This is a genomic window from Paenibacillus sp. FSL K6-3182 (assembly GCF_037976325.1).
Lineage (GTDB): Bacteria > Bacillota > Bacilli > Paenibacillales > Paenibacillaceae > Pristimantibacillus.
In genome coordinates this window covers 1,074,458-1,098,345 of record NZ_CP150265.1, presented here as the reverse complement: position 1 = coordinate 1,098,345, position 23,888 = coordinate 1,074,458, and the positions used below count along the sequence as shown (strand labels likewise).

At 48.5% G+C, this 23,888-nt stretch carries 20 protein-coding genes and 1 riboswitch; of the genes, 4 read left to right on the top strand and 16 right to left on the bottom strand.

Translation table 11 applies throughout. The features are described 5' to 3' along the window. Positions 1-6 precede the first annotated feature (6 nt). The 13 genes from MHH56_RS04780 to purE form a co-directional block, all read right to left on the bottom strand. Positions 7-936 (bottom strand): polysaccharide deacetylase family protein, encoded by a 930-nt coding sequence (locus MHH56_RS04780; RefSeq protein WP_339206956.1) that lies wholly within the window; start codon positions 934-936, stop codon positions 7-9. 198 nt (positions 937-1,134) lie between these two features. Further along, positions 1,135-2,400 (bottom strand): phosphoribosylamine--glycine ligase, encoded by a 1,266-nt coding sequence (purD, locus tag MHH56_RS04775; protein WP_339206954.1) that lies wholly within the window; start codon positions 2,398-2,400, stop codon positions 1,135-1,137. 120 nt (positions 2,401-2,520) lie between these two features. Continuing rightward, positions 2,521-4,068 (bottom strand): bifunctional phosphoribosylaminoimidazolecarboxamide formyltransferase/IMP cyclohydrolase, encoded by a 1,548-nt coding sequence (gene purH / locus MHH56_RS04770; protein ID WP_339206953.1) that lies wholly within the window; start codon positions 4,066-4,068, stop codon positions 2,521-2,523. Between the two features lie 333 nt (positions 4,069-4,401). Next, entirely contained in the window at positions 4,402-5,013 is a 612-nt protein-coding gene (purN, locus tag MHH56_RS04765) for a phosphoribosylglycinamide formyltransferase (protein ID WP_339206951.1), read from the bottom strand. Continuing rightward, on the bottom strand, positions 5,013-6,056 hold the full coding sequence (gene purM / locus MHH56_RS04760; protein WP_339206950.1) for a phosphoribosylformylglycinamidine cyclo-ligase: 1,044 nt from the start codon (positions 6,054-6,056) through the stop codon (positions 5,013-5,015). Before purM ends, purN begins: the two co-directional genes overlap by 1 nt. Positions 6,057-6,121: 65 nt before the next feature. Then, positions 6,122-7,606: an amidophosphoribosyltransferase gene (gene purF / locus MHH56_RS04755; RefSeq protein ID WP_076271096.1), complete on the bottom strand. Its 1,485-nt coding sequence runs from the start codon at positions 7,604-7,606 to the stop codon at positions 6,122-6,124. Beyond that, positions 7,588-9,834, bottom strand: coding sequence for a phosphoribosylformylglycinamidine synthase subunit PurL (purL, locus tag MHH56_RS04750; RefSeq protein ID WP_339206949.1), 2,247 nt, complete (start codon positions 9,832-9,834; stop codon positions 7,588-7,590). The genes purF and purL overlap by 19 nt, the downstream gene beginning before the upstream one ends. Beyond that, positions 9,812-10,507 carry a phosphoribosylformylglycinamidine synthase subunit PurQ gene (gene purQ, locus MHH56_RS04745; RefSeq protein WP_076271098.1) on the bottom strand — a complete coding sequence of 232 codons (696 nt, stop codon included), beginning with the start codon at positions 10,505-10,507 and terminating at the stop codon, positions 9,812-9,814. The genes purL and purQ overlap by 23 nt, the downstream gene beginning before the upstream one ends. Positions 10,508-10,511: 4 nt before the next feature. After that, complete coding sequence (gene purS / locus MHH56_RS04740; RefSeq protein ID WP_175598164.1) at positions 10,512-10,757, bottom strand: phosphoribosylformylglycinamidine synthase subunit PurS; 246 nt, start codon at positions 10,755-10,757, stop codon at positions 10,512-10,514. A gap of 642 nt (positions 10,758-11,399) precedes the next feature. Continuing rightward, positions 11,400-12,296: a phosphoribosylaminoimidazolesuccinocarboxamide synthase gene (locus MHH56_RS04735; RefSeq protein WP_076271099.1), complete on the bottom strand. Its 897-nt coding sequence runs from the start codon at positions 12,294-12,296 to the stop codon at positions 11,400-11,402. A gap of 15 nt (positions 12,297-12,311) precedes the next feature. Beyond that, positions 12,312-13,607, bottom strand: a complete 1,296-nt coding sequence (gene purB, locus MHH56_RS04730; protein WP_076271100.1) for an adenylosuccinate lyase — start codon at positions 13,605-13,607, stop codon at positions 12,312-12,314. A gap of 7 nt (positions 13,608-13,614) precedes the next feature. Next, positions 13,615-14,790, bottom strand: a complete 1,176-nt coding sequence (purK, locus tag MHH56_RS04725; RefSeq protein WP_339206947.1) for a 5-(carboxyamino)imidazole ribonucleotide synthase — start codon at positions 14,788-14,790, stop codon at positions 13,615-13,617. After that, complete coding sequence (gene purE / locus MHH56_RS04720; RefSeq protein WP_339206946.1) at positions 14,787-15,272, bottom strand: 5-(carboxyamino)imidazole ribonucleotide mutase; 486 nt, start codon at positions 15,270-15,272, stop codon at positions 14,787-14,789. Before purE ends, purK begins: the two co-directional genes overlap by 4 nt. 320 nt (positions 15,273-15,592) lie before the next feature. Next, positions 15,593-15,692: riboswitch (purine riboswitch) on the bottom strand. 513 nt (positions 15,693-16,205) lie between these two features. Between purE and MHH56_RS04715 the strand changes: the two genes are divergently transcribed. Continuing rightward, positions 16,206-17,483: a LysM peptidoglycan-binding domain-containing protein gene (locus tag MHH56_RS04715; RefSeq protein ID WP_339206945.1), complete on the top strand. Its 1,278-nt coding sequence runs from the start codon at positions 16,206-16,208 to the stop codon at positions 17,481-17,483. A gap of 76 nt (positions 17,484-17,559) precedes the next feature. Here the strand turns inward: MHH56_RS04715 and MHH56_RS04710 are convergent, their stop codons facing one another. From MHH56_RS04710 to MHH56_RS04700, 3 genes are all read right to left on the bottom strand, one after another. Then, positions 17,560-18,129, bottom strand: coding sequence for a nitroreductase (locus MHH56_RS04710; RefSeq protein ID WP_339206944.1), 570 nt, complete (start codon positions 18,127-18,129; stop codon positions 17,560-17,562). Between the two features lie 47 nt (positions 18,130-18,176). Further along, the gene (msrA, locus tag MHH56_RS04705) at positions 18,177-19,163 is read right to left on the bottom strand and encodes a peptide-methionine (S)-S-oxide reductase MsrA (protein ID WP_083682630.1); all 987 of its coding nucleotides are present in this window, start codon (positions 19,161-19,163) and stop codon (positions 18,177-18,179) included. A gap of 120 nt (positions 19,164-19,283) precedes the next feature. Further along, positions 19,284-21,041, bottom strand: a complete 1,758-nt coding sequence (locus MHH56_RS04700) for a stalk domain-containing protein (RefSeq protein WP_339206943.1) — start codon at positions 21,039-21,041, stop codon at positions 19,284-19,286. Positions 21,042-21,303: 262 nt separating this feature from the next. Between MHH56_RS04700 and MHH56_RS04695 the strand changes: the two genes are divergently transcribed. The 3 genes from MHH56_RS04695 (at position 21,304) to MHH56_RS04685 (ending at position 23,853) form a co-directional block, all read left to right on the top strand. After that, complete coding sequence (locus MHH56_RS04695; protein ID WP_339206942.1) at positions 21,304-21,735, top strand: hypothetical protein; 432 nt, start codon at positions 21,304-21,306, stop codon at positions 21,733-21,735. Further along, the gene (locus MHH56_RS04690; RefSeq protein ID WP_339206941.1) at positions 21,732-22,808 is read left to right on the top strand and encodes a phosphodiester glycosidase family protein; all 1,077 of its coding nucleotides are present in this window, start codon (positions 21,732-21,734) and stop codon (positions 22,806-22,808) included. Before MHH56_RS04695 ends, MHH56_RS04690 begins: the two co-directional genes overlap by 4 nt. Before the next feature lie 100 nt (positions 22,809-22,908). Continuing rightward, positions 22,909-23,853 carry a proline dehydrogenase family protein gene (locus MHH56_RS04685; RefSeq protein WP_339206940.1) on the top strand — a complete coding sequence of 315 codons (945 nt, stop codon included), beginning with the start codon at positions 22,909-22,911 and terminating at the stop codon, positions 23,851-23,853. Positions 23,854-23,888 lie beyond the last annotated feature (35 nt).

Here is a 23,888-nt window from a genome sequence, read left to right as displayed (position 1 = left end):
TCCCAGTTAAGCCAATTGATCGGCAGTCACTAACGTATAACCCATATTTTCCAAAAGATCAATGATAGCAGGTAAAGCGTGTACCGTATTTTTAACATGTTTGCTTCCAAAAGAATGCATTAATATCATACCATTTGGTTTGGCTTCTTTCTTAATCATTTTAATCATATCGGAAGACGAGGTGCCCGCCCAGTCGCGCGTGTCGATATTCCAGCCAATTAGTTCACGATGATTTTCTTTCACTAATGCTTTAACCGTATCCGATACCGCCCCATAAGGTGCGCGGACCATTGCTGGTGTAATGCCGATCGCTTCTTTAATTGCGTTGTCTGCTTCTTTAAATTGTTCAATAATTCCCTGCTCGTCTAGCTTAGACAAATCCTTATGATTGTTTGTATGATTGCCAATTGCATGCCCTTCGTCTACAATACGTTGCAGCACTTCCGGATTTTTCGTAACTTGTTGTCCGACTACAAAGAAAGTGGCCTTAACTCCTTTTTCCTTCAGGATATCCAAAATATCGGTTGTATAACGCTTGTCTGGACCATCGTCGAACGTGAGCGCGATAAGTTTTTTACCTTTGTCTGGCTTTGATGCTGCTATGACTTGATCCGGTTTGTCCAGCTTTTCCGTTACGGGAACTTCAGGTTTTCCCTTGTCTGGTTCGACTGGCTTATTATCCACATCGCCATGAATGATATCACCGTCTTTGCCTCCGTTGTTACCGATAATGACGACATCCCCGTCACCTGTGGTTCCGCTTCCCGTTTCTGCCCCTTTCTCGTTGTTCCCATTATCTACAATGGGATTTTTCTCGCCTGTCAAAAGCGTTGATAAGCTTAATCCGCCTTTTGACCCACAAGCACTGAGGCTCATGATTACTACAATCGATAGAACTCCTAAAAACAAAAAACGACGCTGTCTTACTTTTTTCATTACACTCACCTTCTATTCCTCGCTGATAGATTCATTGTAACGCTGCGGCATATTGATAGAGTTACAAATTAGTAACACCTTTCGAGTGATTTTGACACACTTGTCACAAAAATAGGCGAAAATAAAAAAAAGCCAACCAGAGATTTCTGGTTGACCAAAATAAAGGAAAGACCATATTTTTATTTCGTACTAAGCATCTTAGATTAGTGCTTTAGCTGCGATGTCCGTACGGTTTTGTTTGCCTTCAAAATCGATCACGCTAACCGCTTCATACGCGCGTGCACGAGCCTCTGCAATGTCGCGGCCGCGGCCAACGATACCTAGAACACGGCCGCCGTTTGTAACGAATTGCCCATCCTTCTCAGCTGTTCCAGCATGGAACACGAGAGCTCCCTGCGCTTCTGCTTCTGCAAGACCGGTGATTACGCGACCTTTTGGATAAGAAGCTGGATAACCTTCCGATGCGACAACAACACAAACGGCTGCTTCCTCGCTCCACTGAATATCAAGTTGATCCAAATTGCCATTCAGCGATGCAAGCACGATGTCGATCAGATCCGTTTGCAAACGAGGCAGTACAACCTGTGTTTCTGGATCACCCATGCGAGCATTAAATTCGATCGTTTTTGGACCGTCCTTCGTAATCATAAGACCTGCGAACAAAACGCCGCGGAATGGACGGCCTTCGCTGACCATCGCTTTTGCCGTTGGAATGATGATGTTCTGAATCGATTCGTCAATGATGGCTTGATCGATATGAGGCAGCGGTGTATAGGTACCCATGCCGCCTGTATTTGGACCTTTGTCTCCATCAAAGATGGGCTTATGATCCTGTGCTGGAACCATAGCGCGAACCGTCTCACCGTCAACGAAAGCGAGAATGGACATCTCTTGCCCTACTAAGCATTCCTCGATAACGATTTGGCTTCCTGCTTGGCCGAATACTTTATCAACCATCATGTCGCGCAGCGCTTGCTCCGCTTCCTCTAGCGTAGCTGCAACCGTAACGCCTTTGCCAGCTGCGAGCCCGTCAGCTTTAATAACGATAGGAGCGGATTGCTCGCGAAGGTAAGCGGACGCTGATTCATACTCGGTGAATGTTTCATATTTCGCCGTAGGAATATCGTATTTTTTCAATAGATTTTTCATGAAAATTTTGCTGCCTTCGATTTCAGCCGCATTTTTGCGAGGACCGTATGCCACGATTCCTGCTGCTTCGAATGCGTCTACGATACCATCTGCAAGCGGATCATCTGGACCTACAAAAACAAGATCAATTGCAGCATCCTTTGCAAACTGAATAAGCTCATCAAATTGATTGACCGCAATCGGTACAATTTCAGCTAGCTGAGCAATACCTGCGTTGCCCGGTGCGCAAAAAATTTCTTTTACCTTCTCGCTTTTCTTAAGCGCCCATACGATTGCATGCTCTCGTCCGCCGCCGCCCACTACCAAAATACGCATAACCGTTAACCTCCCAAATGACTAAATACAATCAAAAACGCATTAAAAAATGCAGCCGCCGCCCGCGCCAGCTCTCTGTCGTTAACGTGCGGCTGCCTATTTGAATAGCTGCGCCAGGTTCTAGTGTTTAAAGTGACGTACGCTTGTGAACACCATCGCGATGTTGTTCGCATTAGCCGCAGCAATTGACTCTTCGTCTTTGATTGAGCCGCCTGGTTGAATGATCGCCGTGATGCCAGCTTTGGCAGCAAGCTCTACCGTATCGCCCATTGGGAAAAATGCGTCCGATGCAAGTGCTGCTCCTTTTGCCGCTTCGCCAGCTTGTTCAATTGCAATGCGTGCTGCGCCGACGCGGTTCATTTGACCGGCGCCAACGCCAATCGTCATATCGTCCTTCGCAAGCAAAATCGCATTCGATTTTACATGTTTAACAACTTTCCAGCCGAATAGCAGCTGTTTCAGCTCTTCCGCAGTCGGTTTGCGATCTGTTACAAACTGCAAATCTGCTTCTGTAACCGAATGAACGTCGCTCTCTTGTACGAGCATACCGCCGTCAACTGAAGTAACAAGCCATTCCGGCTTGCGCTCACCAGCTGCCGAAAGCTCTCCCAGCTTCATCAAACGGATATTTTTCTTCTTCGTCAAAATCTCAAGCGCTTCAGGCGTAAAGTCAGGCGCGATGATGATTTCGAGGAAAATACCGCCAAGCAGCTCAGCTGTGTCTGCACCGATCGTACGGTTAGCAGCTACGATACCGCCGAAGATCGACGTTGGGTCTGCTGCATAAGCTTTTTGATAAGCTTCATGGATTGTAGCGCCGATTCCTACGCCGCAAGGATTCATATGTTTGACAGCAACGACCGCTGGCTCGTCGAATTCTTTTAGAATTGCGAGTGAAGCGTTGGCATCGCTAATATTGTTATAGGAAAGCTCTTTGCCGTGCAGCTGCTCAGCAGTCGTTACGTTGCCTGCTGCCGCAAGCGGCTTGCTGTAGAATGCAGCTTTCTGGTGCGGGTTCTCGCCGTAACGCAGATCCTGTACCTTCTCGTAAGTAACGGTGTACGTTTCAGGCAATGATTCACCCACTTGCTTGGTCAAGTAATCAGAGATAAGGGAATCATAAGCCGCAGTATGACGGAACACTTTGGCAGTCAGGCGTTTGCGCGTCTCAAGCGTCGTATCGCCTTGTGCTTTCAATTCCTCAATCACCGTACCGTAGTCGGCTGTATCTACTACAACCGTTACGAATGCGTGGTTCTTAGCAGCTGAACGAAGCATCGTCGGGCCGCCGATATCGATATTTTCGATTGCATCCTCATAGGAAACATCAGGTTTCGCAATCGTTTCTTTGAACGGATACAAGTTAACGACAACGAGGTCGATGTAATCCAGGCCAAGCTCCTTCATCGTGTTCTGATGCTCTTCATTGTCACGCACCGCGAGCAAGCCGCTATGTACGGCCGGGTGAAGCGTTTTGACACGACCATCCAAAACCTCCGGGAAGCCCGTTACATCGGAAATACCGATAACCGGAATGCCTTCCTTTTGCAGCATGCTGAATGTACCGCCCGTCGAAATAATTTGCACACCTTGGCTAGCCAGTTCTCTAGAAAACTCCACGATTCCTGACTTATCCGAAACACTAATTAACGCTCTGCGAATTGCCATGCAAATCCCTCCTCATCTATTTGACCAAACAATTTCTCTTCTCCAAATACTGCATCCACACTTGCCGATAGGATAGATCTCATCATCGGTGTTGTTTCGGGGCAAAATAGATCTAGTTTCTAGTTCTATTTCGCCCAAAACCGACCAAGTTTGTGGAATAGATCTACTTTCTAGTCCTATTTCACACTATTGCACTAAATTGAGCTCATATCAGACGTTTCGAGACAAAATAGATCTAGTTTCTAGTTCTATTTCGCTTAAAACTGACCAAGTTTGTGGAATAGATCTACTTTCTAGTCCTATTTCACACTATTGCACCATTTTGAACTCATATCAGCCGTTTACCGTCACATGACGGCCATTCAGCGTGACGCGACCCTTCGCGATATGCTGAATAACTGCGGGCAGCAGCGTCTGCTCGGCTGCGTGAATACGCTTCGCGAGCGAATCTTCCGTATCTCCGTCCAGCACTTCGACTGCTTGCTGCGCGATAATTGGTCCGCTGTCCATGCCGCCGTCCACGTAGTGAACGGTGACGCCAGTCAGCTTAACGCCGTAAGAAAGCGCCTGCCCGATGCCATTCACGCCGGGAAATGCCGGCAGCAGCGCCGGATGAATATTAATCATCCGACCATAAAACGGCTCAACCAGCAAAGGCGTAATAATGCGCATGTAGCCTGCAAGCACGATCAGCTCAACGCCGCGCCGCGCTAGCTCAGCGATAATTTCCGTCTCATAAGCCTCGCGAGACGGGTATTCCTTTGGCGTGAACAGGAACGTGTCCACACCTGCCTTCCTTGCGCGCTCCACAACGGGAGCGGCAGGCTTGTCACAAACAAGAAGCTCGATGGTTACATCGAGCTTCCCTTCCTGCACCGCATCTACAATCGCTTGGAAATTCGTACCTTGTCCCGAAGCGAAAACAGCGATGCGAAGTGCTCCCATTATACTTCCGCTCCCGTAAACGTTACGATGCGGCTTCCTTCCGTAACCGTTCCGATACGGTAAGCCTGCTCACCAAGCTCAGAAGCGATGCGAAGAGCTTCATTTGCTTGATCAGCTGGAACAACAATAACTAGACCAATACCCATATTGAAAGTCGTGAACATATCACGATTCGTAATCGCGCCTTTATTTTGCATCAAATCGAAGATTGGCAAAATCGGCCATGAGCCGTATTCCACATCAACGTTCACGCCGTCAGGAAGTACCCGCGGAATGTTCTCGATAAAGCCGCCGCCAGTAATATGCGCCATGCCCTTCACTTCCACTTGCTCAACCAACTTAAGCGCCGATTTCACGTAGATGCGTGTTGGCTCAATCAGCACATCGCCTAGCTTCGCGCCGCCAAGCTCTTCAAGCTCTTGATCAAGCGTATAACCCGCATCTTCAAGCAGCAAGCGACGAACGAGCGAGAAGCCGTTGCTGTGAATACCGCTGGAAGCAAAACCGATAACCGCATCGCCAGCAGCGATAGTTGATCCGTCGATCATTTTTTTCTTATCCACAATCCCTACTGTAAAACCAGCGATATCGTATTCTCCGCCTTGATACATGCCAGGCATTTCAGCTGTTTCGCCGCCGATGAGTGAACAGCCAGCTTGTACGCAGCCTTCTGCAATACCTTTAACGATCGCTTCGATTTTCTCAGGAACGACCTTGTCGCATGCCAAGTAATCAAGGAAGAACAACGGCTCCGCGCCTTGTACGATAATATCGTTCACGCACATGGCTACGGCATCAATGCCGATCGTGTCATGCTTGTCCATGGCAAAAGCAAGCTTCAGCTTCGTTCCGACGCCATCTGTTCCAGACACGAGTACAGGCTCATCGTACTTGTCCTTGTTAAGGCTGAACAGACCGCCAAAGCCGCCAAGCTCTGCCAGCACCTCTGGACGGTAAGTCCGTTTTACGTGCTTCTTCATCCGTTCAACCGCTTCGTTGCCTGCCGCGATATCGACGCCGGCTTTTTTGTACGCTTCTGACACTCTCGGTCAACTCCTTAACTAATTTAGGAGCAGCAATCGCTCCATGAGGTTATTCATTTATGTTATTAACAGCTGCAGCTTTTGTCTGATTCTTCGTTAACTGGTGTTGGGTAGTCATTATCGAAGCAAGCTAGACACATGCCGCGATTATAAGCCCCATCATTGCCGCCAACAGACTCAACAAAACCTTCATTGCTTATAAAAGATAATGAATCAGCATTAATTTGCTTGCGGATTTCCTCTACTGTCCTTGAAGAAGCAATGAGCTCTTTGCGGTCAGGAGTATCAATTCCGTAGTAACATGGGTTTTTGAAAGGCGGCGATGTGATGCGCACATGCACCTCAGTCGCTCCTGCTTCACGAAGCAGGTTTACGATCCGCAGCGATGTTGTGCCCCGAACGATTGAATCATCAATCATAACGACACGTTTGCCTTCCACTACTTTACGAACGGCAGACAGCTTCATTTTTACACCCTTCTCGCGAAGCTCTTGAGAAGGCTGGATGAATGTCCGGCCGGTATATTTGTTTTTGATAAGGCCAAGCTCGTATGGAATACCGGTTTGCTCCGCGTATCCAATTGCTGCTGAAATACTCGAATCCGGCACACCCGTTACGATATCCGCATCAACAAAAGATTCAGAAGCAAGCTGGCGACCCATCCGTTTGCGGGCCATATGAATATTAATGCCATTGATATCACTATCAGGACGGGCAAAATAAATATACTCCATCGCACAAGTTGCGCGGCGGTCAACCTCCGCGTAACGTTCCTCGCGCATGCCGTCTGCATCAAGAATTAGCAATTCGCCAGGCTGTACATCACGCTCATACACGGCACCAATTGTCTCGAATGCACAAGACTCCGACGAGAATACATAACCTTCGCCAATACGGCCCATAACAAGCGGACGAAGGGCATGCGGATCAGCTGCAACAAGCAGCTTGTCGTTTGTCATAATCAAGAAAGCAAATCCGCCAACGATGCGCTGCAAAGCTTCCTTCGCAGCCGTCTCGAAATCCTTCGATGAACGTGCAATAAGATGCGCGATAACTTCCGTGTCGCTGGACGTTTGGAAGATCGAGCCCGACATCTCAAGCTCACGGCGAATTTCCGGCGCATTCACGATATTGCCGTTTGTAGCAACCGCAAGGTCACCGTCGCGATAGCGGAAAATAAGCGGCTGTGCGTTCGCAAGCTTACTTTCTCCCGCTGTCGAATAACGTACGTGGCCGATAGAGCGATCCCCGGCAAGCATATCGAGATTTTCCTTGTTGAATACTTCTTTTACGAGACCCATACCACGGTGATAAGCGAACTTATTGCCATTTTTCGTATCAACCGTACAGATTCCCGCACTTTCCTCACCGCGATGCTGAAGCGCATGAAGACCATAATAGGACAGGTTGGACGCTTCGGGGAGATTAAAAACCCCGAAAACGCCGCATTCCTCACGCAATTTATCAAACATATCGTCACGGCCAATACCTTCGTTATAGTGGTCGCCCGTCCATAACAAAGGTTCCTGTCTTATTTGTTCATCAGACATGGAATCGCATCCTTCCAGACCTTCTCCAGTTGTGTTACCGGCGCCTGAATGCCGGATTTTCCGTTTACGCTTATGGTCAGGCTGCTGCCTTTAACGTTACCAACTTGTGCATGAACAACACCTTGCTCTGTAAGCCATGCTTGCAATGCCGCTGCTTGATCCGGCTTAGCCGACAGCAAGATACGGGATTGCGATTCGCTGAACAATAGGTGATCAGCACGTAGATCAGATGACAATGCCACTTCTGCGCCTAGACGACCGCTAATGCATGATTCTGCAACAGCTACCGCAATACCACCTTCGGACAAGTCATGAGCCGATGCTACGAGACCTTTTTGAATCGCGCCAAGGACAGCATCCAGAACCTTCTTCTCTGTAGCAAGATCGATTTCTGGAGGACGGCCAGCAGCCGCGCCTTGCGTAACGTACTGGAATTCACTTCCGCCCATTTCCGCTTTTGTTTCGCCTACGAGAATAATAACATCGCCCTCAGCTTTGAAGCCTTGCGTTGTGATGTGATCGATATCGTGTACAAGTCCGACCATACCGATTACTGGTGTCGGGTAAATAGCACCCTTAGCGTTCTCATTGTACAAGCTTACGTTACCGCCGATAACTGGTGTGTTAAGCACGACGCAAGCCTCGGACATCCCGTCTGCCGATTTCTCAAGTTGCCAGAATACTTCTGGCTTCTCAGGGTTACCGAAGTTAAGGTTGTCAGTTACAGCAAGCGGCTCAGCGCCTGAGCACACGATATTACGTGCAGCTTCTGCCACCGCAATACGTCCGCCTACTTCTGGATCTAGATATACGTAACGTCCGTTGCAATCCGTTGTCATCGCAAGCGCTTTGCGCGTGCCGCGAATCGTTACGACTGCCGCATCGGAGCCTGGCTGAACAGCTGTCGATGTACGAACCATGTAGTCATATTGATTGTAAACCCACTCTTTGCTAGCAACTGTCGGGGAAGCAAGAACCTTCTCCAGCGCGCCAGTCAAATCCGTTACTTCATCATATGCCGATGTATCTACTGCGGCATTCTCGCTGTAATATGCAGGCTCTTTCGATGGTTTGTCGTATACAGGGCACTCGTCAACGAGCGCTTTAACCGGCATATCGGCAACCTCTTGGCCTTGGTGGAACAAACGAAGACGACCGTCATCCGTTACTTTACCTACTTTGGCGCAAATAATGCCCCAACGATCAAAAATTTCCTTCGCTTGCGCTTCATGCTGCGGCTCTACGACGAAGAGCATACGCTCTTGCGACTCGGAAAGCATCATTTCATAAGGCGTCATGCCTGTTTCTCGCTGTGGTACCTCATCAAGGTAAAGCTCAAGGCCGTTGCCAGCTTTCGAAGCCATCTCAGCACTGGAGCAAGTAAGACCCGCTGCGCCCATGTCTTGAATACCAAGAACGATACCGGAGTTGATCAGCTCAAGCGTTGCTTCCATAACCAGCTTCTCCATGAATGGATCGCCGACTTGAACAGCTGTACGCTTTTCTTCTGATTCCTCGGAAAGCTCAACCGATGCAAAAGTAGCACCGTGAATACCGTCGCGGCCAGTAGCAGGACCAACGTAGAATACCGGGTTGCCTACCCCTTTTGCGACACCGCGCTGAATTTTATCATGATCGATTAGGCCAACGCACATTGCGTTAACGAGCGGATTGCCCTCGTAGCTCTCATCGAACATAACCTCGCCCGCAACTGTCGGAATACCGATACAGTTACCGTAGCCAGCAATTCCGCTAACAACGTGCTCAAACAAGTATTTAACGCGCTCATTTTCAAGACGGCCAAAACGCAAGCTGTTCAGCAATGCGATTGGGCGTGCGCCCATGGAGAAAATGTCGCGGATAATGCCGCCTACGCCAGTTGCAGCGCCTTGGTAAGGCTCAACCGCTGATGGATGGTTATGCGATTCGATTTTGAATACAACCGCTTGGTTGTCGCCGATATCGACGATACCCGCGCCTTCGCCCGGACCCATGAGAACGCGAGGTCCTGTGATCGGGAATTTTTTCAAAATAGGCTTGGAGTTTTTGTAAGAGCAATGCTCTGACCACATAACGCTGAATACGCCGATCTCCGTGTAGTTTGGCTTACGGCCAAGAAAGCCGCAAATGAGCTCAAATTCATAATCGGATACACCAAACTGGCTGTAAATTTTTTGCTCGGCAATTTGCTCCGCTGTCGGTTCCTTAGCTGTTAACTGCTGCGCCATGTTGTTCCCTCCATGCATTCAAAATCGATGTAAACATCCGTTTGCCATCTTCCGAGCCAAGCAATTGATCAACTGCACGCTCTGGATGCGGCATCATGCCTACTACGTTACCTGCTTTGTTGCTAATGCCCGCAATGTTCTCTACAGAACCGTTCGGATTCGTGTCGCCCGCATAACGGAAAATAATTTGATCGTTCGCTTTAAGCTCAGCAAGCGTTGCGTCGTCGCAATAGTAGTTGCCTTCGCCGTGTGCGATTGGAATATTTATAATTTCACCTTGCGAATATTGGTTGGTAAATGCTGTGTTGTTGTTTACCACTTCAAGCGGCGCTTGATGGCAGCGGAACTTCAGTCCGTTGTTGCGAATCAAGGCGCCTGGCAGAAGGCCAGCCTCCGTCAAGATTTGGAATCCGTTGCAAATGCCTAGAATATATTTGCCTGCTTCGGCTGCTTTTTGAACTTCCGCCATAACAGCAGCGAATTGCGCAATTGCGCCGCAGCGCAGGTAATCGCCGTAAGAGAAGCCTCCAGGTACTAGAATCGCATCATAAGAAGACAAGTCTGTTGCTGTGTGCCATACGTAGTCAACCGACTGGCCGATCGTGTCTTCGACTGCTTTGTAGCAATCGATGTCACAGTTGGAGCCTGGAAATACAAGTACTGCAAACTTCATCGCCCTATCCCTCCAGCTCAAAACGGAAATCTTCTACAACCGTGTTCGCAAACAGCTTCTCGCACATGGCTTTAATGCGTACTTCCGCTTCTGCGCGGTCAGTCGTATCAAGCTCAAGCTCCAAATATTTGCCGATGCGTACTTTTTCGACTTCAGAGAAACCAAGTGTGTGAAGCGCTCCTTGTACAGCGGTTCCTTGTGGATCCAAAACGTTTTGCTTGATAGTGACGTAGACGGTTGCCTTCATAATAGCCTCCTGAAAATGTGGGTTTTTTCTCGCAGCAGATTTTCGTCAAAATGTGATAGCCGCTCGGGCGCGGGAGTTATTGCTTACGCCGCTTTCGAAGCCGTGAAATTCTGATTACACGCTTTGCGGTAATTTCCCGGCTTCAAGAAGCGATCGCTGTCGCTCTCCAGCAACAACTTCCCGCTCTCCGAGCTTACACATTTTGAGATAAAACCTTTGCGAGGGTGGTCGGTGAAGCGTTTGTTTGGCGGCCGCGCTATCGCTGGCCGCTTGATTCCTTTTTGACTGGCCTGTGACTATGCTGCCTGTCAGTCGTACATTTGCAACCTTGCACTTTCGCGCTTTGGTTAAAGTTTATGGGGTGCAGCAGCGCTCTCGCTGACTGCCTGCCTTAGCGGCATGCGCTTCCGCGCCCCTATGTCAGCGTCATCGCTCTCGCTCGACGTTGTTAAAGTCATTCCATCCGGCCTTCATCGCCGGATTTTCATATAACGGGAGTTCCTACCGTTATATCAATTATAAAAGCTACTTTGCTGCGAATAGCGGGAATTTCGGGCGTTATTTGCATCAATTTCGGCGTCCTAGCTCGATTTCACAGCATTTAACGCCCGTTTTTCCCGTTCTTCACTCAGCTTGCAAAGCTTCCTACAGCTCTACGCCAGTAAGTCGGCGGTAGATATCACGGTAGCGGGACGTTGTTTCAGCTACTACGGAATCCGGCAGCGGTGCTGGCTTGCTGTCGCGATCCCAATCTGAGCCTAGCAAGTACGTACGTACCGGCTCTTTGTCCATGCTGTCAATCTCGATATCCAGCGCATAATTGCCTTCCGCCCAGAAGCGGGAGGAGTCAGGCGTGAAGATTTCGTCGATCAAGATCACTTTGCCGTCGATGAGTCCAAACTCGAATTTGCAATCGGCAAGGATGATGCCATGCTCTGCGCAATAGCCATGAGCGTATTCGTATAGCTTGATGCTGCGATCACGAAGCTCCTCGGCAAGCTCAGCACCGACCATTTCAGCCATTTTCTCAAATGGGATGTCCTCGTCGTGACCAACGTCGTTTTTCGCTGCCGGCGTAAAGATTGGAGCAGGAAAACGTTCGTTTTTGCGGAGGCCCGCTGGAAGCTCTATACCGTTAATCGCTGACGTTTGCTGATACTGTCTCCAGCCGCCGCCAGTGATATAGCCGCGAACCACACATTCGATATCGATGCGCTCCGCTTTGCGGGTAACCATAATCCGGTTTTTAAGCAGCTCCGGCTCGGTGACGAGACCGCCAAGCTTCTCCACATCGGTATGAACGACGTGGTTCACTTGAATGTCAGCGGTTTGCTCGAACCAGTAAGCGGACAAACGGTTCAGCACGTTGCCCTTGTCCGGCACTGCCGGGTCAAGCACGTAGTCGAATGCGGAAATGCGGTCGGTTACGACGATGAGGAAATGCTCGCCTAGATCGTACAGCTCACGAACCTTTCCTTTGTAAATCAGCGGAGCTTTAATATAATCGACAGCTGTCGATAGAGCTTGCGATGGTGCAGTCATCAGGCCAGCCTCCCCTTAAATCAATCCAAGACGTGTGAAAATCGTATCAACATGCTTCAGATGCCAAGCTGGATCGAAGCAATCATCGATTTCTTCTGTTGTCAGCACGCTTGTAATTTCCTCTGTCTCACCAATGAGTTCGCGGAATTGACGTTTTGTTTCCCATGCCTGCATTGCACGCGGTTGAACCGTGTCATAAGCTTTCTCACGGCTGAAGCCTTTGTCGATCAGCTTCGTCAATACGCGGCCAGAGAATGGCACGCCGTATGTCGCTTGCATGTTGCGCTTCATGTTTTCCGGGAACACGGTCAGGTTGTTGATGATGTTGCCCAAACGGTTCAGCATGTAGTTAAGCAGCATCGTTGCATCCGGCAAAATAATACGTTCAACAGACGAGTGGCTAATATCGCGTTCATGCCAAAGGGCAATGTTCTCGTAAGCTGTAACCATATGTCCGCGAATAACGCGGGACAAGCCGGAAATGTTCTCGCAGCCGATTGGGTTGCGTTTGTGCGGCATTGCGGATGAACCTTTTTGACCTTTTGCGAACGCTTCTTCTACTTCACGGAACTCACTCTTCTGCAAAGCGCGAATTTCAGTTGCAAACTTATCAAGCGAAGAGGCTACGAGTGCAAGAGTCGCCATATATTCAGCGTGACGGTCACGCTGCAGCGTTTGTGTTGAGATTGGTGCTGCGGTAATGCCAAGCTTCTTGCATACAAATTCTTCAACAAAAGGATCGATATCTGCGAATGTACCTACCGCACCGGACATTTTACCGAACTGCACGTTGTTCGCCGCATGGTGGAAACGCTCCAGGTTGCGCTTCATTTCCTCATACCAAAGCGCCATTTTCAGACCAAAGGTTGTTGGTTGCGCGTGTACGCCATGCGTACGGCCCATCATCGGCGTATCCTTGTATTGCAATGCTTTGTTCTTAAGAATTTCGATAAAACGTTCGATATCTTTAACGAGAATCGCGTTAGCTTGAAGAAGCAAATAACCGATAGCTGTATCTACAACGTCCGTAGAAGTAAGGCCGTAATGCACCCATTTGCCTTCAGGGCCTGCTTTCTCAGATACGGCGCGTGTAAACGCGATAACGTCATGACGAGTGTCCTGCTCAATTTCATAAATCCGATCGATATCGAAATCAGCTGATGCGCGAAGCGCGACAACGTCTTCCTTCGGAATAACGCCTAGCTCAGACCAAGCCTCGCATGCGCAAAGCTCAACTTCCAGCCATGCTCTGAATTTATTTTCCTCTGTCCAAATAGCTCTCATTTCCGGTCTGCTGTAACGATCTAACATGATTCATTCACACCTTCCAAATAGTTGTTTCTTCGATCCAGCTAAGCGCAGCATCCGTCGTTTCTGCCAAAACATTGACATGACCCATCTTCCGCTTCACAACAGCTTCCTTTTTCCCGTACAAATGCAATTTCGGAGCGACCTTCAAGCGCTTAGCCGCTTCATCCGCGCGAGCTGTAAGCTCTAGAAGCGGTGCGACATGCTCACCCAGCACGTTCACCATAACAACAGGACTCATAAGCGTCGTATCTCCGAGCGGCAGATTGCACACTGCGCGTACATGCTGCTCGAACTGTGACGTCCGGCAGGCTTCCATCGTGTAGTGTCCGCTGTTATGCGGGCGTGGTGCAAGCTCATTTACGAACAGCTCACCATCCGCTGTAACGAACAGCTCTACTGCAATTAGACCAACTACGCCTAATCCCTCAGCGATACGCTCTGCAAGCCGCTCTGCTTGCTGCTGCAAATCCTCCGTAATTCTTGCTGGCACGATAGACAAATGCAATATATTATCGACGTGTATGTTTTCCGCGACAGGGAAAACCTTGATCTCACCCTGCGGACTTCTCGCCGCTATAACTGATATTTCCTTATCAAAACGAATGAACTGCTCAAGCACCAGTTGGACGCGCGCTCGTGCTAAGGTCTCATACGCTTCTTCTATTTCGCTTTCGCTGCGAATGACCCATTGGCCTTTGCCATCGTATCCGCCCATAGCTGTTTTCAATACGCAAGGTGTTCCAAAGGCGGTAACAGCCTCGCGCAGCTCGTCTACGCTGCGAATCTCGCGGTAAGGGGCAACGCGTACGCCAGCTGCTTCAATCGCCCGCTTCTCGCGAAGTCTATGCTGCGTTGTATACAGAAGCTCACTTCCCTGCGGCACATAAGACTCTGCCATCAGCATCGCTGCTACATCTGCGTCAACATTCTCGAATTCGTAAGTGATGACGTCCGATCGTTTTGCAAGTTCCCTCGCTGCATCGTGATTGTCGTAAGCTGCGACGATTTGCTCTGCTACTTGTCCAGTCGGAGCATCAGGCGTTGGATCAAGAGCAATGAAGCGATACCCCATCGCGCTGCCTGCATTCGCCATCATTCGTCCAAGCTGCCCGCCGCCTAATATGCCGATCGTACTGCCCGGCAACAGCGTCTGAATCGTTTGCTTGTCCGTTTTTTGACTCATAACGTCTCACTGCTTTCCAGCACTTCCTGCTTTACACGCTCGCGACGTGCGATTACACGCGCTTGCACCTCGGGATCAAACGCTCCCAGCATTTGTGCCGCGAGCAGTCCAGCATTCGTTCCGCCTGCGTTGCCAATGGCTACCGTAGCTACTGGAATGCCGCCAGGCATTTGAACGATAGAGAGCAAGGAATCAAGTCCGCTCAAATTCGAGGACTTCACGGGAACGCCAATAACCGGCAAAATCGTCTTAGCAGCGACCATGCCGGGCAAATGTGCAGCTCCGCCGGCTCCGGCAATAATTACCTTAAGCCCTCGTTCTACTGCAGTTTCTGCATACTCGAACATTAAATCCGGTGTCCGATGCGCAGAAACGACTTTTTTCTCATAAGGAATTTGCAATTCCTCTAGTACGTCGCAGGCTAATTTCATTGTGTCCCAATCCGATTTGCTGCCCATGATGACGCCAACCTTCGCAGACATGCGTTCAAACCCACTTTCATCTATAAGATAATTAATGATCAAGCATCCTATAAAACAACACATCCAAAATAGAAAAGGCCCTTCAGCAGCCATAAGAATGGGGATGCCGCAGGACCGGAGCGGAAGCACAGACCGGTATTCATGCGAATCCATGGCCAATCAAGCTTCACTTCAATGAGGACGAGACAAATCGTGCTGCAGAGCCGAAAAGACAACAGAAGGCTGCCCCGTAAAGGAGGCAACCAGTGTCCAACTAACAAGGCACTTTGCAGACTTGCATTTGCTTTATGGCGATCCGAAACCTTACGATTCGATATCGCTTATCGTCTCATTTTGCTCGTAGTCCGAAAATTAAGGTTCTCGGGTAGAAACATTCAGGCCTGATCCCGAATATATACGAGTAAACTTTAAATGAAATAGTAGGAAGATATTTGTATTCATCCATAAATTTCAGTTCTAATTTTTCACAGAACATTTCTGTTCACTCTAACCTTAAGAACAAACAGCAATACGTTCCAGCGGACAATTCCGCCTCAAACCTATTCTAGTTTATCTAATCCCCAAACCACTGTCAATGAAATACGAACATTAAAAGAGAATGTTTTATAAAGGTTCGTTTTTTTGAACAAAATAATCAGAAATCCCGTATGAAATAACCATATTTAGGTGTATCGCACCTGATCATTCCCTAAACTTACCTTCTTTACTATTCTGTACAACCCCCATTCGTATTGGCTGTCGTACTTTTTCTTTGGCCTCTTCCTTATCATTCCCATTTCTCCGTCTGACTTAAGCGAGCGGATTGACATTTCCTATTCGAATGCGAGAGCCATTTAATGAATACATTATAAAAGAGTCTTTTCTTAGCATTCAGGCAGGCACCGCAGCCGAGACCGCAATAGCTAATCATTTTAAAAAGGAGGCTCGAATAGGGTGCATATTCATGTCGTGCAAAAAGGAGATTCCATCTATAAGCTTTCTCAAATATACGATTTGTCGATAAGCGACATCACAGATGCAAACGGCCTTAGCGACCCAAACATACTCGTTATTGGTCAGGCGCTTATTATTCCAACTGATGCAAGCACTCATAAAGTACATTATGGTGAATCGCTCTGGCTTATCGCCCAGCGATATGGCGTTACACTGCAGGAGCTCGCGAAAATAAACAAAATCTCTAATCCCGCCCTTATTTACCCGGGGCAAACACTCGTTATTCCTCAAACCGTGCGGCCAACAATTGAAGTAAACGCCTATACACAGAAATTTGACGCTGCCGGTGTTCGTTTAATTGAGGACATTGGCCAACATCTAACCTATTTAAATCCATTCAGTTACCGTGTACAGGCTGACGGTACTTTTACGCTTTTAGATGATTCAGCTATTATAAATGCAGCCTACCAGACACAAACAACGCCTATGATGGTTCTAACTAATTTCGAAAACGGCACATTCAGTCCTGATACTGCCCATGCGGTGCTCGCAGATGCCGGGCTTCAACAAAAGCTCATATCGAGCATTCTCGTTATGATGAAGCAGAAAGGTTATCTAGCGCTCAATGTTGATTTCGAATATGTTCCGCCTGCCGATCGTGAGTTATTTCAACATTTTATTCAAAATCTCGTCGACAGCCTGCACCCGGAAAATTATCTCGTATCCGTTTGCCTCGCGCCCAAGCTGAATGCCGACCAAGCAGGCACACTATATGAAGCGCATGATTACCAGGCTCTAGGCCGCATCGCCGATTTTGTTATTCTCATGACCTATGAATGGGGCTGGTCGGGCGGGCCGCCGCGAGCCGTAGCTCCGCTGAACGAGGTCAACAAGGTGCTGCAATATGCCCTCAGCGTTATTCCTCCCAAAAAAATCGTAATGGGCATGCCTTTGTATGGCTACGATTGGACACTTCCCTACGTCCAAGGCGGAAAGTGGGCACCGACGATCAGTCCGCATGAAGCGGTAATTCGTGCGAATACTTACGGAGCCACCATTCAATATGATGATGAGGGACAATCACCTTACTATAACTATTACGACAAGGAAGGCCGAGAGCATGTGGTCTGGTATGAGGATGCACGCAGCGTTCAGGCCAAATTCAATCTTGTCAAAATATATAAGCTTCGCGGCATCGGCTATTGGGTGCTCGGCGTACCGTTCCCGCAAAACTGGTATGTGCTGCAAGCCAATTTCAAAGTGAAAAAGCTCATATAACTTATGATTTAATACAGATCAAAAGAAGACCGTATCGTTCGGCATAATCGAACGGTACGGCCTTCTTTTTTATTTATTAAACCAACCACACTGTTTTTGCAGTGGCCGGTACACGCTGCGGCTCTGGAGCCGTCATATCCGGATAACCTAGGTAAATAAAACCTACGATTTGATCTTGTTCACGCAGGCCAAATGTTTCTCTCATAATCGGGTGGTACATTGGATCGCCCGAACGCCATATCGCTCCAAGTCCATTCGCATGTGCTGAAAGCAGCAAATTTTGCACCGCTGCTTGAGCAGCAGCAAGCTCCTCTGCCAGCACAGCACGCGGATCATCCGACGGTGAGCATACTGCCGCAATAACGACTGGAGCACGGAATGCTTTGGTACGTTCTTTAGCCAAACGATCCTCAAGCGGCTGTCCGCTCAGCTCAGGAACAGCGGCCGCGGATACACGCGCATATCCTTCTGCAAGCCGCCCTCTGCCTTCACCCGTCATAACAATAAATGACCAAGGCTGCGTATTATGATGGCTAGGCGCCCAAACAGCTGCATCCAACAACCGTTCAATAAGTGCACGATCAACAGGGTCCTTCTTCACTCTTCCAATCGTTCTTCTCGTGCGAATCGCTTCTTCTATGTTCATTTCAGCTTCTCCTCCACCCAAATGTCTATAATAAGATGCTTAAAAACTTATTGCTCAAACAGATGCAAATATTCGCCGTATCCTTCTTCCTCCAGCTTATCCTTGCCGATAAAACGCAGTGAGGCGGAATTGATGCAATAACGAAGCCCCGTCGGCTGCGGTCCATCATCAAATACATGACCGAGATGAGAATCGCCCTCTTTGCTGCGAACCTCGACCCGTACCATATAATGCGAGGAGTCCGTATGCTCAGAAACAGCTGCTGCTTGCAGCGGCTTCGTGAAGCTCGGCCAACCGCAGCCAGCATCGTACTTATCGCGGGAGCTGAACAGCGGCTCTCCAGAAACGATATCTACATAAATGCCATCCTCGGTGTGATCCCAATACTCCCCTGTGAATGGACGTTCTGTTCCACTGTTTTGTGTGACCTCATACTGGATCGGCGTAAGACGCTGCTTCAATTCTGCAGGGTCTTTCTTAATCGCCCAGTTTTGTGAAATAAAAGCGTCGCGGCCAGAGCCTTTACGATACATTTTGTAACGATACGGATTCGATTTGTGATAGCCCTGGTGATAGTCCTCTGCCGGATAAAAAGCTTGCGCCGGTTCGATTTCCGTTACGATTGGCCGGTCGAAGCGACCGCTAGCTTCAAGCTCTTGTCTAGAAGCTTCCGCCAGTTCTCGCTGCTCTTCATCATAATAATAAATACCTGTCCGATAAGATTCCCCGCGATCATGGAACTGACCGCCTGCATCCGTAGGGTCGATTTGCTTCCAAAAAATATCAAGCAGCTTCTCATATGGGAAGATCGCAGGATCATACGTAATTTGTACCGCTTCCGCATGACCTGTCGTCTCCGAGCATACTTCCTGATAAGTTGGGTTTACCGTATGTCCACCCGTGTATCCGGATACGACCGATATAATACCCGGCATTTCCTCGAATGGCGATACCATGCACCAGAAGCAGCCTCCTGCGAACATTGCTTTTGCTTCTTTTCGGCTCGCGCCGTTATTTGTAATTGGTTGATCCATGCTGATCATCCTCCTAGTTGGTTCAAATGATAATGAATCTCTATTATACAATACTAGGTGGGCTAACAACAAAAAAAGGAGGAAACATCGCTTGACAGCGACATTTCCTCCTTCTATTAGTTATTTAAAGTCCGAGCCTGGAAAAAATACGAATAAGATCGGTAATGAGCTTGCGCCCGGTGATGAATATTGAATCGTTACTTCTGGCGCTGGCTGCATGCCAGCTGCTCCAGCGGGTTGATTCGGTTGCGTATAGATCAATGCTCCTTCGCCTACCTTCACATGACCGCCTGAAGGGACGTACACCACTTTTCCATTTACACTAACTGCACCTTGGAAAATTCCCGCTCGAGGATTTAGAATAATTCGCGTTCCCCAAGCGACATTTTTGAGCTTGACGGTCGTCACGGCACCATATTCCCCGCCGTTAATTGTCATTCCGCCTGTCAGTGCGTCTACACCTGCCATAGCAGGACCACGTTGACCTAGGCGCAGCTTGCTTTCTGTAACGCCAATCTTCTCATTCACTTCAATATATTGATCGGTATCGAAGAACTTGCCGCGATTCCCGACCTTCTCCAGCTCAGTAACCATAGACACTGCACTAATCGGGTCGGTGTCTACTTTAAGCGCCATCGTGGAAAATGTCAGCTTACCGTCCATGTCGACATCAAGCAAGCCCGAGAAACCTTCGTCTGGATTCATAATAATTTTCTCAAGCTCCGGCAGCAGCACAGCGGAAGTACCAGGCTCAATAATCATTTCGCGCGGCTGTGAGCTTGCAAAATATCTAGCTACTGCAGCCGATCCAAATTGCATAGCACTGACGCTTGGTCCAGCAAGGCCGCGGTTGCCAATCGTCAGCTTTACGCTTTCGCTTTCATTATTCGTAACCACAACCGCCAGCTTTAATCGCTCGTCAGAGCCGTTGCGGTGATGAAGGAATAAACGACTTGCATCATTCAAAGTATCTTCATACAGCAAACCTTCTCCAAAGAAACGCTCCGGCGCATTCGACATATACAATGTGCGGCCGCCTTTGGATTCAATCGTATCCACCTCTTTGAAGGTGTTCATTAGTTTCCCGTCAACTTCAAATTTATCGCCCGGGTTACCATAACGCATGTAATATTCATAAGGCGTATACATAACCTCTTCTGTTACACGAATATCTTGAGACACGACTTCACTTCGTGCGCCATCATTGTCGTAGACACTTTGAGTAACGGTATAAACACCAGGCTCAAAATATGTACTTTTACGGCCGGTCCACTCTGTCTTCACGATTTTGCCATCAGGGTCGTAGCTCAAATCCTTAAATTCGATAGGCTCCCCGAGCTTCACCTCATACGGAGCTTCGAAGCGGGCTACTGGCGGCACGTTTGGCTCCGGCTGAATCGTTATGCTAATTTGCTTAAGCTGTGCATTAAACACATAAGTGGCATTCCACAGCAGTTTAACTGCTGATAGAGGCACATGCATCGTTCCATTAATTTGTGTAGCTGCATTAGGCAGTACAACGTAGCTTCCGTTGCGATTCGCACCGCGCATATTATTGTTCAGCGTAACTTTGTTGAAATAAGTATCGATATGAGTGCCTTTACTATCAGCATAAACGCTTGCTCCAACGGAAGTAGCAATCGTCCGAATAGGAATCATCGTAACTCCCTTTACTACCGGCAGCGGCGCCGTCATTTGCTGCGCCTTGCCGTTTACAGTCATTTTTTTCGAACCATGCACAAACACAACCTTTATCGGCTGACGCTCAGCTGCATTAGCTTCCTCCTTCACTCCAAATCCAGTACCTGCCAGCGAAACGAGTAAGCCTGCTATGAGAACTCGCTTAGTCATTTGCTTAAACCAATTCTGTGTTTTCATCTTGTTCTCCTTCCAATTTGCGGCATCGGCTGCCGCATCCCTTATGGTTAGACGCCGAAAGGAGGGAGAATGTTCCGGTCCGATTTGAAATTTACAGGAAATTCCCATATATCGCAAAGGACATCTACGTTTGTCTTTGTTACAATAAGATGACATCCGCAACTATTTAGGAGCAATTGAAGTCTAATCTATGTACCCTTGCTAGCAGTTCGTTCATCCGATCTTTCGTGCAAGTGACTATCAAGAGAGGTGAATGAATAGAATGAGTGATTTGATTTTGGAACAACGCACTGCCAGCCAATTCGATAAGAAAACACGCAGAAAGAAAGGAAACCGTACCTTCCTTCTTTTTGTCTGCATATGGGTCATTATTATATGCTCCGGCATATTGGGCGCCAAATGGTATACCGAACGGATTCAGCAGACGTTATCCGCAAACTTGGAGCAGCAAACCGCTGGCCAAATTGCGGCTATGCAGCAAGCTTATGAGGCTCGCATGCTGAAGCTCGAAACCGACTACACCGCAGATCTTGCTGAGCTAAAGGCAAAAGTCGATGCGCTAAATGAACTGCTTACGTTCACGAAGGACAACGCCGCTTCCAAAACGGACAACAGCAACAAGCTGTATACGCAGTTGAATGAAGTGAAAAAACAGCTTAATGAGCTGCAGAAGAGCTTGGACGTGCTCAAATGAATATAACCGTCAAAGCGTTAAATCGAACTGCACTGCTTGCCTGTGCACCTTTTCTAGGCATTATGATCTGGCTGTTATTGTCCGATATCGTTATTCAATTATCTGCTGAAGCCTTTCCGAAGCCCATTACTGAGCAAACAAGGCTTCCCGAATCCGATATTAAGCATGCCGCTGCCGGCCTTGACCTTGCACAGGAGACCGCATCACAAACACGAGAGTCCATTCAAAGGCAGCTGAAGCTGTACAAAGAAACAAATGCCGATATGGCAAAGATATCTTCCATGGCTGCATCGCAGGCAATGAGACCTTTGCAAATTTACGACCGCAATATTACGAGCAAGCTTGGCAAGGTCGCCGGTACGATTGAATCGGACAAGCTAAGAGCACAGCTTTTCTACATAAAAGCAGAAAACTTCTCGGCGTACGCGCTCAAGGTGAAGCTTAAGAGCAAAGATGCGATGACGATGTCGCTCGGCGGTGAAGAGCTTGGACAAGCAGAGACTACTCTCGCCGCAGTAGCCCGGCACGGAGCTGTTGCCGGCATTAATGCAGGCGGCTTTGCAGATGGACGAGGCAAAAGATATCCGCTAAGCACAACCATTGTGGACGGAGATTACGTGACAAGCTTCGAGCCGCCGCGTGCGGATTTGTTTTTTGTAGGCTTAAACGAGCAAAATGAGCTCATCGGAGGTAAATTCGCAAGCAAACAACAGCTGGATGCCAAAAACCCGAAATTCGGTGCATCCTTTGTTCCTGTACTGCTGCGCGGCGGATCTCCACAACCGATCCCAGCCAAATGGCAGACCAGTCCAAAGCGCGCACCACGGACCGTCATTGCTAATTTCAAGGATGATCAACTGCTGTTTCTTGTAGCTGACGGCTACAACGAATCAGGCAGCTCAGGGGCTACGCTTGGTGAAATGCAGCTATTGTTGCAGCGCTATGGCGCCGTTGACGGCTATAACCTGGATGGCGGCGGCTCGTCCTCGCTCATTTTTAACGGAAGAGTCATTAATAAGCCTTCCGACGGACAGCTTCGCAAGCTGCCGACGCACTTTTTGTTATTTAAATAATTAGGCCTGCATAGCGCGATGAAGATGATTTCTGAATATACTATTATCGAACTCCTAAGTTTTGACCCCTACTACTGTTCTTCGGAAAGGAGCAGCACGAATGGGCATTGGTTCGAAATGGTACCGCAAATCATTGTTGACGATTACAGGCATTCCTCTGGTAGAGAGGCTTTCAACTACGTATGGAAAAAAACTCGCAAGCCGATTTATTGCGGGGGAGACGCTTGAAGAGGCTTTGTTTGAGCTCGAAAAGCTGGGCAAGCTAGGCATTATGGCAACGCTCGACCATCTTGGCGAAGGGATACAGGACTTAAGCGAGGCATCAGCATACAGAGATCAATATTTGAAGCTGATCGAAGGCATAGCTGATCGAAAAGCTAATTCTCATGTATCGCTGAAGCCTACTCAAATGGGTCTCGCTCTTGACCAAGCGGCTTGTTACGCCAACATTCGAGACGTAGTCAAGCATGCAAGGCGCCATCGAAACTTCGTTCGAATTGACATGGAGAATACGCCTTACACGCAAGCTACAATCGATATCGTTAAAAGGCTCCACAAAGAAGGCTTAACCAATGTCGGCACCGTGCTGCAGGCTTACCTATTCCGAACGGAGCAGGATGTTAACGATATGCTTCAAGCACGTATAAGCTTGCGACTCGTTAAAGGCGCCTACAAAGAATCGAGTGAGGTCGCCTATCAAGATAAAAACGAGGTCATCGACAATTTCAAAAGCATGATCAAGGCTCATTTGGACAAAGGCATCTATACCGCCATTGCCTCACATGATGATGCGATCATTAGCTGGGTAAAAGCTTATGCGCGCACGAACCGTATTGCCAAAAGCGCCTTCGAGTTCCAAATGCTCTACGGCCTCCGCATGAATGAACAGGCGAAGCTCGCAAAGGAAGGCTACCGCATCCGCTGTTACGTCCCTTACGGCGCCATGTGGTACCCCTACTTCACCCGCCGACTTGCCGAGAAACCTGCAAACCTTATGCTCGTTCTTAAAAACATGTCCACTCTAAAGAAGGAATCCCCTAAGTAAAAACAGTCGAGCAGGATAGCTTTACCTGCTCGACT

Coding starts and splice junctions, on each gene's coding strand:
- MHH56_RS04780 (WP_339206956.1), bottom strand. CDS start 936: ATGAAAAAAGTAAGACAGCGTCGTTTTTTGTTTTTAGGAGTTCTATCG.
- purD (WP_339206954.1), bottom strand. CDS start 2,400: ATGCGTATTTTGGTAGTGGGCGGCGGCGGACGAGAGCATGCAATCGTA.
- purH (WP_339206953.1), bottom strand. CDS start 4,068: ATGGCAATTCGCAGAGCGTTAATTAGTGTTTCGGATAAGTCAGGAATC.
- purN (WP_339206951.1), bottom strand. CDS start 5,013: ATGGGAGCACTTCGCATCGCTGTTTTCGCTTCGGGACAAGGTACGAAT.
- purF (WP_076271096.1), bottom strand. CDS start 7,606: ATGTCTGATGAACAAATAAGACAGGAACCTTTGTTATGGACGGGCGAC.
- purL (WP_339206949.1), bottom strand. CDS start 9,834: ATGGCGCAGCAGTTAACAGCTAAGGAACCGACAGCGGAGCAAATTGCC.
- purQ (WP_076271098.1), bottom strand. CDS start 10,507: ATGAAGTTTGCAGTACTTGTATTTCCAGGCTCCAACTGTGACATCGAT.
- MHH56_RS04735 (WP_076271099.1), bottom strand. CDS start 12,296: ATGACTGCACCATCGCAAGCTCTATCGACAGCTGTCGATTATATTAAA.
- purB (WP_076271100.1), bottom strand. CDS start 13,607: ATGTTAGATCGTTACAGCAGACCGGAAATGAGAGCTATTTGGACAGAG.
- purK (WP_339206947.1), bottom strand. CDS start 14,790: ATGAGTCAAAAAACGGACAAGCAAACGATTCAGACGCTGTTGCCGGGC.
- purE (WP_339206946.1), bottom strand. CDS start 15,272: ATGTCTGCGAAGGTTGGCGTCATCATGGGCAGCAAATCGGATTGGGAC.
- MHH56_RS04710 (WP_339206944.1), bottom strand. CDS start 18,129: ATGAACATAGAAGAAGCGATTCGCACGAGAAGAACGATTGGAAGAGTG.
- msrA (WP_083682630.1), bottom strand. CDS start 19,163: ATGGATCAACCAATTACAAATAACGGCGCGAGCCGAAAAGAAGCAAAA.
- MHH56_RS04700 (WP_339206943.1), bottom strand. CDS start 21,041: ATGAAAACACAGAATTGGTTTAAGCAAATGACTAAGCGAGTTCTCATA.
- MHH56_RS04695 (WP_339206942.1), top strand. CDS start 21,304: ATGAGTGATTTGATTTTGGAACAACGCACTGCCAGCCAATTCGATAAG.
- MHH56_RS04690 (WP_339206941.1), top strand. CDS start 21,732: ATGAATATAACCGTCAAAGCGTTAAATCGAACTGCACTGCTTGCCTGT.
- MHH56_RS04685 (WP_339206940.1), top strand. CDS start 22,909: ATGGGCATTGGTTCGAAATGGTACCGCAAATCATTGTTGACGATTACA.